Annotated in this window: 18 protein-coding genes; 13 read left to right on the top strand and 5 right to left on the bottom strand. The window is 53.2% G+C overall.

The genetic code is table 11. The features are described from left to right. Window positions 1–155 precede the first annotated feature (155 nt). Window positions 156–470, top strand: a complete 315-nt coding sequence (gene fliE, locus IM267_RS12125; protein WP_064910407.1) for a flagellar hook-basal body complex protein FliE — start codon at window positions 156–158, stop codon at window positions 468–470. A gap of 75 nt (window positions 471–545) precedes the next feature. After that, entirely contained in the window at window positions 546–959 is a 414-nt protein-coding gene (gene yedD, locus IM267_RS12120) for a lipoprotein YedD (protein WP_193033487.1), read from the top strand. Between the two features lie 108 nt (window positions 960–1,067). Here the strand turns inward: yedD and amyA are convergent, their stop codons facing one another. From amyA to fliD, 4 genes are all read right to left on the bottom strand, one after another. Beyond that, complete coding sequence (gene amyA / locus IM267_RS12115) at window positions 1,068–2,555, bottom strand: alpha-amylase (RefSeq protein ID WP_193033475.1); 1,488 nt, start codon at window positions 2,553–2,555, stop codon at window positions 1,068–1,070. 98 nt (window positions 2,556–2,653) lie between these two features. Continuing rightward, window positions 2,654–3,025 carry a flagella biosynthesis regulatory protein FliT gene (fliT, locus tag IM267_RS12110; RefSeq protein WP_006811148.1) on the bottom strand — a complete coding sequence of 124 codons (372 nt, stop codon included), beginning with the start codon at window positions 3,023–3,025 and terminating at the stop codon, window positions 2,654–2,656. Then, complete coding sequence (fliS, locus tag IM267_RS12105) at window positions 3,025–3,435, bottom strand: flagellar export chaperone FliS (protein ID WP_063868419.1); 411 nt, start codon at window positions 3,433–3,435, stop codon at window positions 3,025–3,027. The genes fliT and fliS overlap by 1 nt, the downstream gene beginning before the upstream one ends. Window positions 3,436–3,465: 30 nt before the next feature. Then, the gene (gene fliD / locus IM267_RS12100) at window positions 3,466–4,878 is read right to left on the bottom strand and encodes a flagellar filament capping protein FliD (protein ID WP_112793143.1); all 1,413 of its coding nucleotides are present in this window, start codon (window positions 4,876–4,878) and stop codon (window positions 3,466–3,468) included. A gap of 269 nt (window positions 4,879–5,147) precedes the next feature. Here fliD and IM267_RS12095 point away from each other — a divergent pair, with 269 nt between their 5' ends. The 8 genes from IM267_RS12095 (at window position 5,148) to sdiA (ending at window position 12,288) form a co-directional block, all read left to right on the top strand. Then, window positions 5,148–6,437 carry a FliC/FljB family flagellin gene (locus tag IM267_RS12095; protein WP_193033474.1) on the top strand — a complete coding sequence of 430 codons (1,290 nt, stop codon included), beginning with the start codon at window positions 5,148–5,150 and terminating at the stop codon, window positions 6,435–6,437. A gap of 163 nt (window positions 6,438–6,600) precedes the next feature. After that, complete coding sequence (locus tag IM267_RS12090) at window positions 6,601–7,320, top strand: RNA polymerase sigma factor FliA (RefSeq protein WP_003859623.1); 720 nt, start codon at window positions 6,601–6,603, stop codon at window positions 7,318–7,320. A 54-nt stretch (window positions 7,321–7,374) separates the two neighbouring features. Then, a complete protein-coding gene (gene fliZ / locus IM267_RS12085) occupies window positions 7,375–7,926 on the top strand; it encodes a flagella biosynthesis regulatory protein FliZ (protein WP_063450168.1) in 552 nt (183 codons plus the stop codon). Between the two features lie 86 nt (window positions 7,927–8,012). Beyond that, window positions 8,013–8,813: a cystine ABC transporter substrate-binding protein gene (gene tcyJ, locus IM267_RS12080; protein WP_063450167.1), complete on the top strand. Its 801-nt coding sequence runs from the start codon at window positions 8,013–8,015 to the stop codon at window positions 8,811–8,813. A 103-nt stretch (window positions 8,814–8,916) separates the two neighbouring features. Further along, a complete protein-coding gene (gene dcyD / locus IM267_RS12075; protein ID WP_102751014.1) occupies window positions 8,917–9,903 on the top strand; it encodes a D-cysteine desulfhydrase in 987 nt (328 codons plus the stop codon). A 21-nt stretch (window positions 9,904–9,924) separates the two neighbouring features. Beyond that, window positions 9,925–10,593 carry a cystine ABC transporter permease gene (tcyL, locus tag IM267_RS12070; protein WP_112793140.1) on the top strand — a complete coding sequence of 223 codons (669 nt, stop codon included), beginning with the start codon at window positions 9,925–9,927 and terminating at the stop codon, window positions 10,591–10,593. Next, window positions 10,590–11,342 carry an L-cystine ABC transporter ATP-binding protein TcyN gene (tcyN, locus tag IM267_RS12065; RefSeq protein WP_112793139.1) on the top strand — a complete coding sequence of 251 codons (753 nt, stop codon included), beginning with the start codon at window positions 10,590–10,592 and terminating at the stop codon, window positions 11,340–11,342. The genes tcyL and tcyN overlap by 4 nt, the downstream gene beginning before the upstream one ends. A gap of 223 nt (window positions 11,343–11,565) precedes the next feature. Next, window positions 11,566–12,288, top strand: coding sequence for a transcriptional regulator SdiA (gene sdiA, locus IM267_RS12060; protein WP_131636866.1), 723 nt, complete (start codon window positions 11,566–11,568; stop codon window positions 12,286–12,288). Between the two features lie 64 nt (window positions 12,289–12,352). Here the strand turns inward: sdiA and IM267_RS12055 are convergent, their stop codons facing one another. Continuing rightward, window positions 12,353–12,577, bottom strand: coding sequence for a DUF2594 family protein (locus IM267_RS12055; RefSeq protein WP_003859644.1), 225 nt, complete (start codon window positions 12,575–12,577; stop codon window positions 12,353–12,355). 464 nt (window positions 12,578–13,041) lie between these two features. Between IM267_RS12055 and uvrY the strand changes: the two genes are divergently transcribed. The 3 genes from uvrY to pgsA are packed head-to-tail and all read left to right on the top strand — an operon-like array spanning window position 13,042 to window position 16,132. Next, on the top strand, window positions 13,042–13,698 hold the full coding sequence (gene uvrY / locus IM267_RS12050; RefSeq protein WP_102751015.1) for a UvrY/SirA/GacA family response regulator transcription factor: 657 nt from the start codon (window positions 13,042–13,044) through the stop codon (window positions 13,696–13,698). Continuing rightward, window positions 13,695–15,527, top strand: a complete 1,833-nt coding sequence (gene uvrC / locus IM267_RS12045) for an excinuclease ABC subunit UvrC (RefSeq protein ID WP_107533295.1) — start codon at window positions 13,695–13,697, stop codon at window positions 15,525–15,527. Before uvrY ends, uvrC begins: the two co-directional genes overlap by 4 nt. 56 nt (window positions 15,528–15,583) lie before the next feature. Further along, on the top strand, window positions 15,584–16,132 hold the full coding sequence (gene pgsA, locus IM267_RS12040; RefSeq protein WP_003859652.1) for a CDP-diacylglycerol--glycerol-3-phosphate 3-phosphatidyltransferase: 549 nt from the start codon (window positions 15,584–15,586) through the stop codon (window positions 16,130–16,132). Window positions 16,133–16,303: the final 171 nt, after the last annotated feature.

Genomic DNA, 16,303 nt, shown 5'->3' with positions numbered 1-16,303 from the left:
ACGACAAAAGTTCCATACTGATGGCCCAGCCATTATTTGATGATTCGGGATTTTCTATGCGTCAAATAACCTGGTTTTTTAACGCTATTTACCGCCTTTATCTTATTGACAATCTGTTAGTCTTGACCCCGTAAAAAACCATCCAGGGGAGAGTCATGGCTATACAGGGCATTGAAGGAGTACTCAGTCAGTTACAGGCAACGGCGATGACGGCCCGCAGCCAGAGCGTGGCTGACCAGCCACCGGGCATTAGCTTCGCCGGTCAGCTGCATGCGGCGCTGGACCGGATCAGCGACAAGCAAAACGCGGCCCGTACCCAGGCTGAGAAATTTACCCTCGGTGAACCCGGCGTGGCGCTCAACGATGTGATGGCCGATCTGCAAAAAGCGTCGGTGTCGTTGCAGATGGGATTGCAGGTGCGGAACAAGCTGGTGTCGGCGTATCAAGAAGTCATGGGGATGCAGGTTTAAACATTACCTATCTTACGCTGGCAGCCTGATGGCTTTAATGCCACAATATTTTTTTCTTCGCATGCAGGAAAGATGATGAAAAAAGTAGCAATTGTGGCTGCGATGCTGACGTTAGCGGGATGCGTTCAGGTCGAAAACTATCAGGAAGTGGTTAAGCATCCGGCACCTTCGCAACTGGCAGGTTACTGGCAGTCGAAAGGGCCGCAGAGCGCGATGGTGAGCCCGGAGGCGATTGCCTCGCTGGTGGTGACGCAAGAGGGAGATACCCTGGACTGTCGTCAGTGGCAGCGCGTTATCGCGGTGCCGGGTAAGATCATGCTGCGTTCAGATGATTATTATAACGTGACCGAAAAACGAGACGTCTATCCGCTGGATCGCGATGGAACCACGCTTGAGTATGACGGCATGGAGCTGCAAAAGGTTGACCGTCCAACGGTGGAGTGCGCAGATTATCTGAGCAAGAATCCGCTCGAGAGTAAGCTTCCGTAACCGTGTTTAGCCGGGTGGCGGCTTCGCCTTACCCGGCCTACAAAAACTAACGGTAAAAGCAAAACGGCAATCGTATTGCCGTTTTTAGGGTTTGCTCCCTTTCCCGTACTAGAGCGCGTCTTCAATCACCCAGACGCTGACGCTTCCCCCGTTACAGAAGAACGTCCCTTCGCCGTCCGCCGCCGTGGTTACGGTTTCCTCGCGATTGCCTAAAAAATCACGCCAGGTCTTATTGCCGTAATTCTCGCCGAGGCAGATTGTTTTCTCGCCGTCATCACCATTCGACAGCACCACCACGCAGCCCGGGTGATCCTCAGTCCCGCTGCGGCTAAACGCAATGCAGTTTGGATGATCGAAAAAGAGCGTCTGCACGCCGTGGGCAAAACGCTGACGGGCGAGTATCAGCTCGTGGAGCTGTTCAATTACGGGCATATCAATGTGATACGTCTCGCCGTCACCCCCGGTGTCGTCATAGCTGGCGCCAAAAAGATCCGGGTAGAACACGCTCGGCACGCCGTTTTCACGCAGCAGGATGAGCGCGTAGGCCAGCGGTTTAAACCAGGCTTCAACCGGGGCTTCCAGCGCCTGCAAGGGTTGGGTGTCATGGTTAGCCACCAGCGTCACGGCATGGAACGGATCGGCTTCCACCAGCGTACCGGTGAAAATCTGGCTCATGTCGTAGTCGCGGCCCTGGCGTGACGCCTCGTGAAATTTCATTTGCAGCGGCGCATCAAACAGCATGGTCTTGCCGTCTACCTGATCGATGTAGTGCTGCAATTTATCCACTTCGTGAGACCAGTATTCCGCCACGATAAACAGCGGCTGCGGGGCCACCTCCTGGACGTGCTCAATCCACTCTTTATAGAACCAGGCCGGGATGTGTTTTACCGCGTCCAGGCGGAAGCCGTCGCAGTGGGTTTGCTCCATTACCCAGCGCGCCCAGTATTTGATCTCTTCCGTCACCGCATGGTTGCGAAAATCAATATTTTCGCCCATCAGGTAATCGAAATTGCCCATCTCGTCGTCGACCTGATCGTTCCAGCCTTCGCCGGTGTAGTCGTTCACGATTTTGAAGATACCGTCCTCATTGGGGTTTTCAATGTGGTCGATACCGCTGAAGCATTTGTAATCCCAGACAAACTGCGAATACTGGCCGGCACGAACGGGGAAGGTGTAGCGCGTCCAGGCTACACATTCGATGATCTCATCGCTGATTTGGGTGCGATCCTGCGCATCCACGCGCTGGACGCGGACGGGTTCCTTTTCATCGGCGCCCATTTTATGGTTAACCACCACGTCCAGAAGCACCGCAATCTGGTTGCTTTTTAAGGCGTTGATGGCCTCCAGCAGCTGGGCTTTATCGCCGTATTTGGTGGCAACGCTGCCTTTCTGGTCAAACTCACCGAGGTCGAAAAGATCGTAGGAGTCATACCCGACGGAATAGCCTCCGGACGCGCCTTTGTACGCCGGCGGTAACCAGACCATATTGATGCCGATTTCGTTCAGGTTGGGGGCTAATGCCGTGACTTCTTGCCACAATTCACCGCCGGTGGGGTAGTACCAGTGAAAACATTGTAAAAGTGTTGGGTTGCGCATGCACCATCTCCATGAGGTCGCGAAACTCAAGTATGGAGCAGGTTTGGCAGAAATGCCTGGCGAACGAAACGGTTAACGCTTGCCCGCCAGTTAAATGGCTAATTAATATCGCTATTACTTTGCGGAACCAGGACATGACCGCCCTGATTACCGTAGGTGGAGAGCACGGTTTTCTGGATGGAGGATTGCCCAACCAGTTTCGCCAGCTCATCCATTCTGGCTTGCAGCAATGTTTTTACCTGGCCTTCGTTGTCCAGAATCACCCGCAGCGTCGGGCGAAGCTGTTCCTGAATCTGCATCGAAGGTTCACTTTCCTGAGTGAGACGAGCCAGTGAGTGCACCGCATTAACATAGTCGGTTTCACAGATGATCAGATCATCCCATAGTCCCTGCCGGGCCAGTCGCAACATCAACTGGCTCTGCTCAAGGAGTTGCTGATAAAGGGCATAAAGTTGCGGTGCGTTACTCATTAGACGGCGTCCTGCATCAGTTGTGGCGTACCGGCAACCTCCTTCCACCCGTCAGCGATATTGCGCAGCAGGTTTTCCACCTCTTCGATGGCGCTGGCGTCGTTATTCACGTTGGCGTGCAGGAGGCGACGTACCATATAGGCATAAAGGGCAATCAGGTTTTGCGTAAGCTCATCACCGTTATCTTCTACCAGGCCAACCTTCAGCCCGTTTTCGATAATGTTGATGGCTTTGGAGAGCGCCAGCCCTTTTGCCGGGATATTACCGTCTGCCAGGAACAGACGCGCGCGTACCAGCGCGCTGAGGGCTCCATCAAATAGCATGATAACCAGCTGCTGCTGGCTGGCGCTCATCACCGCGCTTTCAACTTCTATCTTTGCGTAGGCTTGCGTGCCTTTTGCGCCGTACATGTTATCCCCCTCGGGTCTGATTAGCGTTTACTACTTGTTGCTGGACGTGTTCTCGAACTGCTGCGTCAGGTAACTGCTGGTGTTGTTCAGCGAGGTCATCAGTACGTCCAGCTGGGTAAACTGGGCTTTGTACTGCGCCACTCTCGCGTCGATACGTTCGCTCACGGCGTTGTATTGATCCGTTAACTTGTTCAGTGTTTTGCTGACGCCATCTTTGGCCGCCTGGATAATGCCTTTACTGGAAAGCCAGTCAGTCAGATGGGTGGCCATGGTGGTGGTGATCCCGGTGGTTTTACCGTCACCTACAACCAAATCTTTCACCGCAGACGGGTTCTCCGTCAGCGTTTTTTTCAGCTTGTCGCTGTCCAGCTCCAGCTTGCCCGTGCTTGGATCGGAGGTAATGCCCACCTGTGACAGCGTTTTATAGGCAGTTCCGCCGACGGTGTTGCTCAGCATGGTTTTCAGCTGCGTCTGGATAGTACGCAGCGTGCTGTCCCCGAGCAGGGCGCCGTTGCTGGAATCCTGCGCATCTGTACCCGCATCAACCGCCGTATATTTGGTTAACGATGCAAAGCTGTCCTGAAGGGTGTTGTAGGCATCCACCCAGGCCTTCATCGCCGTTTCCGCTTTTGACGTATCTTTCGTTATCGTCAGTGTCTGGTTACCGGTGGTGACGTCGTTCAGGTTCAGGGTGATATCTTCCAGCGCATCGCTGATGGTGTTGCTGCTGTTTTCGATATCGACGTTATTCACCTTCAGCTTCGCGTTCTGCGCGGTGACGCTTTCCGTCATGCCGTTGCTGGCGTCGGTGCTGGTGCCGTTGTAACCCATAAAGGATTGCAGGGCGCTGTCGCCGCTTACGCTGATGCTGACCGCGTTGTCTGCCCCGGTTTCGGTGGAGGTGATGGACAGACGATACTGACCGTTACCGACGTTAATAATGCTGGCGGTCACGCCGGCGTCTGCTTTGTTAATGGCATCGCGAATGCCGTTCAGCGAGGAGTTTGCCGCGCTGATATCGACGGTCACCGGATCTTTACCGTTACCGGCGGTAAACGTGATCTTGCTGTCAGCCGTGGCAATGGCCGTTTTTGCATCTGCCTGCGTATTTTTGGTCGTCAGGGTTTGCGCCTGCGCCAGCTGCGACACGCTGATGGTGTACTTCCCGGCAATTGCGCTGCCGGTAGTGGTGGCGCTGAATGCCGTGGTGCTGCTCGCTGTGCTGGTCGCCGTAAACAGATCGGCTTTATTCAGTGCGGTGTTGGCGGTCTGAAACGCTTCCAGTGAACTCTTCAACGTGCCGTAAGCGCTCAGCTTGGCGGTATAAGATGATTGTTGTTTGGAAATCGGCGTCAGCTGTTCTTTTTCGGCCTTGGTCAGACTATCCAGAATGTCTGCTAACTTAAGACCCGATCCAATCCCCAATGATGAAATACTTGCCATATTTATTCCTTAATCTATCGACACGTAGAACGAATAGTGGGGTTATCGGCCTTAATGGGGGAAAGTTTACGGTTAATTTCTTTTTTTTAATGGCGGGAATAACGGTAATAGAGAAGAGCTTTTCCGTGGCTAAAAAAATTAACGCGATCCTGAAAAAATATCTAAAGGTTGGTTTGGACCAGACGATAACACCTTTGACGGCGATGAAGCCGAAGGGTGGAAACCCAAATCTAACCAAACAGATTTGATGAACAACAGGAATCGAAATCATGGCACAAGTCATTAATACCAACAGCCTCTCGCTGATCACTCAGAACAACATCAACAAGAACCAGTCCGCTCTGTCTTCTTCTATCGAGCGTCTGTCTTCTGGTCTGCGTATCAACAGCGCGAAAGATGACGCTGCGGGCCAGGCTATCGCTAACCGCTTCACCTCTAACATCAAAGGTCTGACTCAGGCTGCACGTAACGCTAACGACGGTATCTCTCTGGCGCAGACCACTGAAGGCGCACTGTCTGAAATCAACAACAACCTTCAGCGTGTTCGTGAACTGACCGTTCAGGCAACAACCGGTACTAACTCTGATTCTGACCTGTCTTCAATCCAGGACGAAATCAAATCCCGTCTGGACGAAATCGACCGCGTATCTGGTCAGACTCAGTTCAACGGCGTGAACGTGCTGGCTAAAAACGGCACCATGGCGATTCAGGTTGGCGCAAACGACGGTCAGACCATCAACATCGACCTGCAAAAAATCGATTCTTCAACTCTGGGTCTGAATGGTTTCTCTGTAACTAGTAATGCTTTGAAAGTAAGTGATGCTGTTACTCAAATTGGTGATGGTTCTGCTGCTCCAAAAGATGTTGATTTAAGTGCGGCAGCGACTGCATTGACAACTGCTACCGGAACCACTGTAGATGCCAAATCATTGTCCCTGCATAACGTATTGGATAAAGATGGTAACGCTACAGGAAATTATGTTGTTCAAAGTGGCGATGATTTCTATGCTGCATCAGTAACTACAGCGGGCGCAGTATCGTTAAATACTACCGATGTCACTTATGATGATGGTGCTAATGGTGTTACCGATGCTGAGCAGACAGGTAAACTGGTTAAAGTTGGCACTGATGATGGTGGTAACGCTGTAGGTTACGTAACTGTGCAGGGTAAAAATTATCTTGCTGCGGCTGGTAACCTTGCAAATGGTGCAACATCTGCTGCTACAGACATTGGTGATATTGCTAACGCTAACAATACTTCCGTATACAACGGTGCTGCTTCAGCAGACCCACTGGCTCTGCTGGACAAAGCTATCGCGTCCGTAGACAAATTCCGTTCTTCACTGGGTGCGGTACAGAACCGTCTGAGCTCTGCGGTAACCAACCTGAACAACACCACCACCAACCTGTCTGAAGCGCAGTCCCGTATTCAGGACGCCGACTATGCGACCGAAGTGTCAAATATGTCCAAAGCGCAGATCATCCAGCAGGCCGGTAACTCCGTGCTGTCCAAAGCTAACCAGGTTCCTCAGCAGGTTCTGTCTCTGCTGCAAGGCTAATCGCCTGATTACGCTAAAACCCCGCTTCGGCGGGGTTTTTTCTATCTACGTACACGCGTAACCCCCCAAATAACCCCTCATTTCACCCACTATTCACCCGATTAAAACCCCTCCAGAATCGGATAATCATGCCGATAACTCAACTAACGCAGGGCTGTTTATCGTGAATTCACTCTATACCGCTGAAGGTGTAATGGATAAACACTCGCTGTGGCAGCGTTATGTTCCGCTGGTGCGTCACGAAGCATTGCGCCTCCAGGTGCGTTTGCCGGCGAGCGTGGAACTGGACGATCTGCTACAGGCGGGCGGTATCGGGTTATTGAATGCAGTTGACCGGTACGACGCTCTGCAAGGAACGGCATTTACGACTTACGCAGTGCAGCGTATTCGTGGTGCGATGCTGGACGAGCTGCGCAGCCGCGACTGGGTGCCGCGCAGCGTTCGCCGCAACGCGCGCGAAGTGGCGCATGCGATGGGGCAGCTGGAACAGGAGCTGGGGCGCAACGCGACGGAAACCGAAGTGGCGGAACGTCTGGGCATTCCTGTTGAAGAGTATCGTCAGATGTTGCTCGATACCAATAACAGCCAACTCTTCTCTTATGATGAGTGGCGCGAAGAGCATGGCGATAGTATCGAGCTGGTGACGGATGAACATCAGCAAGAAAACCCGTTACACCACTTACTGGAAGGGAATTTACGCCAGCGCGTGATGGAAGCCATTGAAGCTTTACCGGAACGTGAGCAGCTGGTGTTAACCCTCTATTACCAGGAAGAGCTCAATCTCAAAGAGATTGGCGCCGTACTGGAGGTGGGGGAGTCACGGGTGAGCCAGCTGCACAGCCAGGCCATTAAACGCCTGCGCACCAAACTGGGTAAGTTATAGGTGAGTGATTCGCCTTGGTAATGCCGCACAACGTATTGACAACCAGGAGTTATCATGACGGTGCAGCAATCTAAAAGACGGCCTTTAAGCCGCTACCTGAAAGACTTTAAACACAGTCAGACGCATTGCGCCCACTGTAAAAAATTACTCGACCGAATCACGCTGGTTCGTCGCGGTGAAATCGTGAATAAGATTGCGATTTCCCGCCTCGACACGCTGATGGATGAAGCCGCCTGGCTTGAAGAGCAAAAAGAGTGGGTAGCGCTTTGCCGTTTCTGTGGCGATCTCCACTGCAAAGAGCAAAGCGACTTCTTCGATATTATCGGCTTCAAGCAGTTCCTGTTTGAACAAACTGAGATGAGCCACGGCACCGTGCGTGAATACGTGGTTCGCCTGCGCCGCCTGGGCCAGCATCTGACCGTGCAAAATATCTCCCGCGATCTGCTGACGACCGGCTATCTGGATGAAAATCTTGAGCCCTGGCTGCCCGCCACCAGTACCAACAATTACCGCATCGCGCTGCGTAAGTACGCGCAATATAAAGTCCAGATGCCGGGCGCCCTAAAGCAGAAAGTCCACGCCGGAACAACTTCTGATATATATTAAAAAAGAATAAGATGTAGCGCAGCCGCCTTTGACGTTGCAGGCGATTTATCTACACTACTCAAAAATTCCACTGTATCGGAGTACTTATGAAATTAGCACTTCTGGGTCGTCAGGCGCTGATGGGGATGATGGCCGTTGCGCTGGTCGCGGGGATGAGCGTAAAAACGTTCGCGGCAGATAATCTGCTCAATAAAGTCAAAGAGCGCGGCACGCTGCTGGTTGGGCTGGAAGGTACCTATCCTCCGTTCAGCTTCCAGGGCGACGACGGTAAGCTGACCGGTTTTGAAGTGGAGTTTGCGCAAGAGCTGGCAAAACACCTCGGCGTAAAAGCCTCTCTGAAGCCGACCAAATGGGACGGTATGCTGGCGTCACTGGACTCCAAACGTATTGACGTGGTGATTAACCAGGTGACCATTTCTGACGAGCGTAAGAAAAAGTATGACTTCTCCACGCCGTACACCGTGTCCGGTATCCAGGCGCTGGTGAAGAAAGGTAACGAAGGCAGCATCAAATCCGCCGCGGATCTGAAAGGTAAGAAAGTCGGCGTCGGTCTGGGCACCAACTACGAAGAGTGGCTGCGCCAGAACGTGCAGGGCGTGGACATCCGCACCTATGATGATGACCCGACGAAATACCAGGATCTGCGCGTAGGCCGTATCGACGCCATTCTGGTTGACCGCCTGGCAGCGCTGGATCTGGTGAAGAAAACCAACAATACCCTGGCTGTCGCGGGCGATGCGTTCTCCCGTCAGGAATCCGGCGTGGCGGTGCGTAAAGGTAACGAAGATCTGCTGAAAGCCATTGACGGCGCCATTGCCGAAATGCAGAAAGACGGCAGCCTGAAGGCGCTTTCTGAGAAGTGGTTCGGCGCAGACGTGACGAAATAAGTCTCTGACCGACAAAAAAAGGCGCTTTTAAAAGCGCCTTTTTTATTTCTCGCGCGTCTGCGTGCATAATGAAATAACAATTGTTTGCGTGACCGGAGGAACCATGTCACTACAGAATTTAACGCGCTTTCCCCGTCTGGAGTTTATCGGCGCACCCACGCCGCTGGAGTACCTGCCGCGATTTTCTGACTATCTGGGGCGCGATATATTCATTAAGCGTGACGATGTGACGCCCATGGCGATGGGCGGAAATAAGCTGCGCAAGCTGGAGTTTCTCGCCGCCGATGCCCTGCGCGAGGGCGCGGATACGCTGGTCACCGCCGGGGCCATTCAGTCTAACCACGTTCGCCAGACGGCGGCCGTGGCGGCAAAGCTGGGCCTTCACTGCGTAGCCCTGCTGGAGAACCCGATTGGCACGCAGGCTGAGAATTACCTGACTAACGGTAACCGCCTGCTGCTGGATCTGTTCAACGTGCAGGTTGAAATGGTTGACGCGTTGACCGACCCGGCTGCCCAGCTTGATGAACTGGCGACGCGCCTGGAAGCACAGGGCTTTCGTCCGTACGTCATTCCGGTTGGCGGCTCGAATGCGCTGGGTGCCCTCGGCTATGTTGAGAGCGCGCTGGAAATCGCGCAGCAGTGCGAGGGCGCGGTGAGTCTGTCCTCGGTGGTGGTGGCGTCCGGCAGCGCGGGTACCCATGCCGGTTTAGCGGTCGGGCTTGAGCAGCTGATGCCCGACGTTGAGCTGATTGGCGTAACGGTTTCCAGAAGCGTTGCGGACCAAAAGCCGAAAGTCGTCACGCTGCAACAGGCGGTGGCTGAACAGCTTGAGCTTAAGGCGAAGGCGGAAATTATGCTGTGGGATGACTACTTTGCACCCGGCTATGGCACCCCCAATGATGAAGGGATGGAGGCCGTTAAGCTGCTGGCGCGTCTCGAAGGCATTCTGCTTGACCCGGTCTATACAGGCAAGGCAATGGCGGGCCTTATCGACGGCATTGCCCGGAAGCGCTTTAAGGATGAAGGACCCATTTTGTTTGTTCATACTGGCGGGGCGCCTGCGCTGTTTGCCTATCATCCTCATGTCTAAAAATCAGGTCGAAAAATAATAATGCAAGAAAGTATTCAACTGGTTATTGATTCGCTGCCGTTCTTACTTAAGGGCGCGGTGTTTACGTTACAGCTCAGTATCGGCGGGATGTTCTTCGGGCTGGTGCTCGGGTTTGTGCTGGCACTAATGCGCATGTCAAACATCTTGCCGGTGCGGTGGCTGGCGCGGTTTTATATCTCCGTGTTCCGCGGAACGCCGCTTATCGCCCAGCTGTTCATGATCTACTACGGGCTGCCCCAGTTCGGTATCGAGCTGGATCCGATCCCGGCGGCGATGATTGGTCTGTCGCTGAATACGGCGGCGTACACCTCGGAAACGCTGCGTGCGGCGATCTCGTCCATCGATAAAGGGCAGTGGGAAGCGGCGGCCAGTATCGGGATGACCCCGTGGCAGACGCTGCGTCGGGCGATCCTGCCGCAGGCGGCGCGCGTGGCGCTGCCTCCGCTGAGCAACAGCTTTATCAGCCTCGTAAAAGACACCTCGCTTGCGGCGACCATTCAGGTGCCGGAGCTGTTCCGTCAGGCGCAGCTGATCACTTCGCGCACGCTGGAAGTGTTTACCATGTATCTGGCGGCCTCGCTGATTTACTGGGTGATGGCGACGGTGCTGTCGGCCCTGCAAAACTATTTTGAAAACCAGCTTAACCGCCAGGAGCGAGAACCAAAATGAGTGCAATTGACGTCAAAAACCTGGTGAAAAAATTCCACGGGCAAACGGTGCTGCACGGCATCGACCTTGAGGTTGAGCAGGGCGAAGTGGTGGCCATTATCGGCCCGAGTGGGTCAGGGAAAACCACGCTGTTGCGCAGCATCAATTTGCTGGAGCAGCCCGAAGGCGGGACGATCCGCGTGGGCGATATCACCATTGATACCGGGAAATCCATCAGCCAGCAAAAAGGGTTGATTCGCCGCCTGCGCCAGCATGTCGGCTTCGTATTCCAGAGCTTTAACCTCTTTCCACACCGTACGGTGCTGGAAAACATTATTGAAGGCCCGGTCATCGTCAAGGGTGAATCAAAGGAAGACGCGACGGCCCGCGCCCGCGAGCTGCTGGCGAAGGTTGGCCTGGCAGGGAAGGAGACGAGCTATCCGCGTCGCTTATCGGGCGGGCAGCAGCAGCGTGTCGCCATTGCGCGCGCGCTGGCGATGCGCCCGGATGTGATCCTGTTCGACGAACCCACCTCCGCGCTCGATCCGGAGCTGGTCGGGGAAGTGCTGAACACCATCCGCCAGCTGGCGCAGGAAAAACGCACGATGGTGATCGTGACGCATGAAATGAGCTTCGCCCGCGATGTGGCCGATCGGGCCATTTTCATGGATCAGGGGCGAATAGTAGAGCAGGGGCCGGCTAAAGCGCTGTTTGCCAATCCGCAGCAGCCCCGCACCCGTCAGTTCCTTGAAAAATTCTTAATGCAGTAGCATTTTCGCACTCAATTTGCTCCGGATGCCGCTTCTGGGGCAAATTATCCTCCCTTAAATTCGGTTCTGTTGCTTTTTTATTCCGGCTAATGTGGTTAAGCCTTCCTCAAATTAAAGATAATCTGCCCGTGGCCGATATTTTATATAAATAATCATGCTTTATGTGTTAGGTTATATTCACCATAATAATGATTATCTATTTCAGAGGCTTCATTCACTACGTATGAGGGATATAGACTTTTTCACCTGGCGACGGGAATGCTTCCTTCGGTTCCAGGAAATGACCTGTGCTGACGAGGTATATCAGGAGCTTCAGCGACAAACGCAGGCGCTTGAATTCGATTATTATGCGCTTTGTGTTCGACACCCTGTGCCATTTACCCGCCCGCGAACCTCCGTCCATTCCAGTTATCCGCAACAATGGATGGCACAATATCAGTCCGAGAATTATTTCACCATCGATCCGGTACTGAAGCCGGAGAATTTCATACAGGGACATTTGCCCTGGACGGATGAATTATTCGCGGATGCCCAGCAATTATGGGACGGCGCCCGCGACCACGGTTTACGCAAGGGAATAACGCAGTGTCTGATGCTGCCAAATCATGCGCTCGGCTTCCTCTCCGTGTCACGTACCAGCGTAGAAGCAAACGCCATCACCAATGAAGAAGTTGAGCTGCGTTTGCAAATGCTGGTCCAGATGGCGCTCACAACGCTGTTGCGTTTTGAACATGAGACGGTGATGCCGCCGGAAATGAAATTCAGCAAGCGTGAACGGGAAATACTGAAGTGGACCGCAGAAGGGAAGACGTCGGCAGAAATTGCTATCATTCTCTCCATCTCGGAAAATACCGTGAACTTCCATCAGAAGAATATGCAGAAGAAATTCAACGCGCCGAATAAGATCCAGATAGCGTGTTATGCCGCCGCGACGGGACTTATCTGACTGCTCTCACGTTCTGCGTGTCAGACGAGGAAAAGGCTGAATGCACTGCATCCAGCCTTTTTTGTTACTGGCGGTAGGCTTGTTTAATTTGCTTAACCGTATTGGCAAAAACAGCGGATTCCGCCTGGTCTTCCATCTGCGCGATCTGTTTTTCCATTTTAATGATCACACGTCCAGCATCAGCCTGGCCCATCGCTTGTAGCATAAGCGTCAGCAGCGACTTCAGGCAGTTAACTTCCTGTGCCAGTTCCTGGTTATTCTCGGCAGTGGCAAATTCAGGTGTGCTCATTTATTTTCCTCATTATAAAACAGCGCATGAGCGCGACGATGAAAGTTAAGGCGGCGGAGTATACCACAAGCTGTGGCAAAAAATGCAGTGGTTGTTTTTTATACTTTTCCGCGGATTGATTATTGGCTGGTGCGGATTATGAAGGTAATCTGTCCAATATGTTAGCGACAATTAAATGTTTATCGCCGGTACGTCATCCGTTAATTGTTGTTACAAAAAAATGAGAGCATTTTTTAGTTTACGTTAACAAATGTTTTGGTAGCTTTTTGAATGCTGGTGCCAAAAAATAGCGGTAAAGCCCAGCGTACATGGGTTTTCTTTCCACTTACTGTACAGCCTAATTTCCAAAAACGAGACCCGAATCGTATAGCCGATTTTTTAGCGTTTTAATCTTGCATGGAAAACCGTTAATATAAACACAATTAGCAGTCAGTAGCGTTATCCCTATTCTGGAGACATTTCCTTTGATCAACGTCCTTCTTGTTGATGACCACGAACTGGTGCGCGCAGGGATACGACGCATTCTTGAAGATATAAAGGGTATTAAAGTTGCCGGCGAGGCGTGCTGTGGTGAAGATGCCGTCAAATGGTGTCGTACTCACTCAGCAGACGTGGTGCTGATGGATATGAACATGCCCGGCATCGGCGGGCTTGAAGCCACGCGTAAAATCGCCCGCATGTTTGTTGATACCAAAGTCATCATGCTGACCGTACACACTGAAAATCCGCTGCCCGCCAGAGTTATGCAGGCAGGTGCCGCAGGATACCTGAGTAAAGGCGCCGCGCCGCAGGAAGTCGTCAATGCGATCCGTTCCGTACACGCAGGGCAGCGCTACATTGCTTCTGATATTGCCCAACAGATGGCGTTGAGTCAGATTGAACCGGAAAAAACGGAATCGCCGTTTGCCAGTTTGTCTGAGCGCGAATTGCAGATTATGCTGATGATTACTAAAGGTCAGAAGGTGAATGAGATTTCAGAGCAGCTGAATCTCAGCCCGAAAACGGTCAACAGCTATCGCTATCGGATGTTCAGTAAACTGAACATTCACGGTGATGTCGAACTGACTCACCTGGCCATTCGCCATGGTTTGTGCAATGCGGAGTCGTTATTAAGTCAGTGAGTGAAGCGTTCGATTCAAAAGCATTTCTGAAAACCGTCACCAGCCAGCCGGGCGTCTACCGTATGTACGACGCTGGCGGTACGGTTATCTATGTCGGTAAGGCGAAAGATCTCAAAAAACGCCTTTCCAGCTACTTCCGCAGCAACCTTGCTTCTCGTAAAACCGAAGCGCTGGTTGCACTCATTCATAACATTGATGTCACCGTGACGCACACGGAAACGGAAGCGCTGCTCCTTGAGCACAACTACATTAAGTTGTATCAGCCGCGCTACAACGTTCTGCTGCGCGATGATAAATCCTACCCGTTTATCTTCCTGAGCGGTGATACGCACCCGCGGCTGGCGATGCATCGTGGCGCTAAGCATGCGAAAGGGGAATATTTCGGCCCCTTCCCGAACGGTTATGCCGTACGGGAAACGCTGGCGCTATTGCAAAAAATCTTCCCCGTTCGCCAGTGCGAAAACAGCGTCTACCGCAACCGATCCCGACCGTGCCTGCAATATCAGATTGGCCGCTGTCTGGGGCCGTGCGTTGAAGGGCTGGTGAGCGAAGAAGAGTACGCGCAGCAGGTGGAATATGTACGCCTGTTTTTAGCCGGGAAAGACGATCAGGTGCTCACGCAGCTGATTGCCCGCATGGAAAAAGCCAGTGCGGGGCTGGAGTTTGAGGAAGCCGCCCGCATCCGCGATCAGATCCAGGCGGTGCGCAGGGTGACCGAGAAGCAGTTTGTTTCCAATACCGGCGACGACCTCGATGTAATTGGCGTCGCTTTTGACGCCGGTCTCGCCTGCGTTCACGTGCTGTTTATTCGTCAGGGTAAAGTGCTCGGCAGCCGCAGCTACTTCCCGAAGGTGCCGGGTGGCACCGAGCTGGGTGAAGTGGTGGAGACTTTCGTCGGTCAGTTTTATTTGCAGGGCAGCCAGATGCGTACGCTGCCTTCGGAGATCCTGCTCGACTTTACGCTCGACGATAAAACCCTGCTGGCGGATTCGCTTTCAGAGCTGGCAGGCCGCCGGGTGAATGTCCAGACGAAACCGCGCGGCGATCGCGCACGCTATCTGAAGCTGGCGCGAACCAATGCCGCCACGGCGCTGACCACCAAACTTTCCCAGCAGTCGACCGTCAGCCAGCGTTTAACCGCGCTTGCGACGCTGCTCAAGCTGCCGGAAGTGAAACGCATGGAATGTTTCGACATCAGCCATACGATGGGTGAGCAGACCGTAGCGTCGTGCGTGGTCTTTGATGCCAACGGTCCGCTGCGGGCAGAGTATCGACGCTATAACATCACCGGCATTACGCCCGGTGATGATTACGCCGCCATGAACCAGGTGCTGCGTCGTCGCTATGGTAAAGCGATTGAAGAGAGCAAAATTCCTGACGTTATCCTTATCGACGGCGGGAAAGGGCAACTGGGCCAGGCGAAGGCGGTGTTTGAATCGCTCGACGTGGAGTGGGACAAAAACCATCCGCTGCTGTTAGGGGTGGCGAAAGGGGCGGATCGTAAAGCGGGCCTGGAAACGCTGTTCTTCGAGCCGGAAGGCGAGGGCTTTAGCCTGCCGCCAGATTCCCCGGCGCTGCACGTGATCCAGCACATCCGCGATGAGTCGCACGATCACGCCATCAGCGGGCACCGCAAAAAACGGGCGAAGGTGAAAAATACCAGTACCCTCGAGACTATCGAAGGCGTTGGGCCAAAACGTCGCCAGATGCTGTTGAAGTATATGGGCGGATTGCAAGGATTACTCAATGCCAGCATGGAGGAAATTGCAAAAGTGCCGGGTATTTCGCAAGGGCTGGCAGAAAAGATCTACTACTCGTTGAAACATTGAGGGCTCTGTAGCAACATAGAGCTAAATTTTACTGACAACAGACAGTTACCGTCATCATGCGATTTAATATCCCTACGTTGCTCACCCTTTTTCGCGTTGTGCTCATTCCGTTCTTTGTACTGGCATTTTACCTGCCGGTCGTCTGGGCGCCTTTTGCCTGTGCGCTGATTTTCCTGATTGCCGCCGTGACGGACTGGTTTGACGGGTATCTGGCACGCCGCTGGAATCAGAGCACCCGCTTTGGCGCGTTCCTCGATCCGGTCGCGGATAAGGTGATGGTGGCTATCGCGATGGTGCTGGTGGCGGAGCATTATCATACCTGGTGGGTCACGCTGCCCGCCGCGACCATGATTGGCCGTGAAATTATTATCTCTGCCCTGCGCGAGTGGATGGCGGAGCTGGGGAAACGCAGCAGCGTGGCGGTATCCTGGATCGGTAAAGTCAAAACCACCGCACAAATGGCGGCGCTGGTGTGGATGCTGTGGCGTCCGAATGCCTGGGTCGAGTGGGCCGGCATTGGCCTGCTGTGGGTTGCGGCAGTGCTGACGCTGTGGTCAATGCTGCAATATTTGAACGCTGCGCGCGGTGATTTGCTTGAACAGTGATCGTTTCGGCTTAATTTTCAGCAAACGATCCTGAGATGCAAAAAATAACGTTGACTCAAAACGTCATATCAGTAGAATGCAACGCATCGAACGGCGGCACAGTTAGCCGGACGATAATGAAATCAAGTGGTTAGCAGTTAACTTGATAACATGCGGGAATAGCTCAGTTGG

Source organism: Enterobacter cloacae complex sp. P15RS, assembly GCF_014895905.1.
GTDB lineage: Bacteria > Pseudomonadota > Gammaproteobacteria > Enterobacterales > Enterobacteriaceae > Enterobacter > Enterobacter quasihormaechei.
This window is presented reverse-complemented; position numbering and strand designations above follow the sequence as displayed.

Excerpts from the sequence above, each read along its gene's own strand:
- fliE (WP_064910407.1), top strand. The coding sequence starts at position 156 with ATGGCTATACAGGGCATTGAAGGAGTACTCAGTCAGTTACAGGCAACG.
- yedD (WP_193033487.1), top strand. The coding sequence starts at position 546 with ATGAAAAAAGTAGCAATTGTGGCTGCGATGCTGACGTTAGCGGGATGC.
- amyA (WP_193033475.1), bottom strand. The coding sequence starts at position 2,555 with ATGCGCAACCCAACACTTTTACAATGTTTTCACTGGTACTACCCCACC.
- fliT (WP_006811148.1), bottom strand. The coding sequence starts at position 3,025 with ATGAGTAACGCACCGCAACTTTATGCCCTTTATCAGCAACTCCTTGAG.
- fliS (WP_063868419.1), bottom strand. The coding sequence starts at position 3,435 with ATGTACGGCGCAAAAGGCACGCAAGCCTACGCAAAGATAGAAGTTGAA.
- fliD (WP_112793143.1), bottom strand. The coding sequence starts at position 4,878 with ATGGCAAGTATTTCATCATTGGGGATTGGATCGGGTCTTAAGTTAGCA.
- IM267_RS12095 (WP_193033474.1), top strand. The coding sequence starts at position 5,148 with ATGGCACAAGTCATTAATACCAACAGCCTCTCGCTGATCACTCAGAAC.
- fliZ (WP_063450168.1), top strand. The coding sequence starts at position 7,375 with ATGACGGTGCAGCAATCTAAAAGACGGCCTTTAAGCCGCTACCTGAAA.
- tcyJ (WP_063450167.1), top strand. The coding sequence starts at position 8,013 with ATGAAATTAGCACTTCTGGGTCGTCAGGCGCTGATGGGGATGATGGCC.
- dcyD (WP_102751014.1), top strand. The coding sequence starts at position 8,917 with ATGTCACTACAGAATTTAACGCGCTTTCCCCGTCTGGAGTTTATCGGC.
- tcyL (WP_112793140.1), top strand. The coding sequence starts at position 9,925 with ATGCAAGAAAGTATTCAACTGGTTATTGATTCGCTGCCGTTCTTACTT.
- tcyN (WP_112793139.1), top strand. The coding sequence starts at position 10,590 with ATGAGTGCAATTGACGTCAAAAACCTGGTGAAAAAATTCCACGGGCAA.
- sdiA (WP_131636866.1), top strand. The coding sequence starts at position 11,566 with ATGAGGGATATAGACTTTTTCACCTGGCGACGGGAATGCTTCCTTCGG.
- IM267_RS12055 (WP_003859644.1), bottom strand. The coding sequence starts at position 12,577 with ATGAGCACACCTGAATTTGCCACTGCCGAGAATAACCAGGAACTGGCA.
- pgsA (WP_003859652.1), top strand. The coding sequence starts at position 15,584 with ATGCGATTTAATATCCCTACGTTGCTCACCCTTTTTCGCGTTGTGCTC.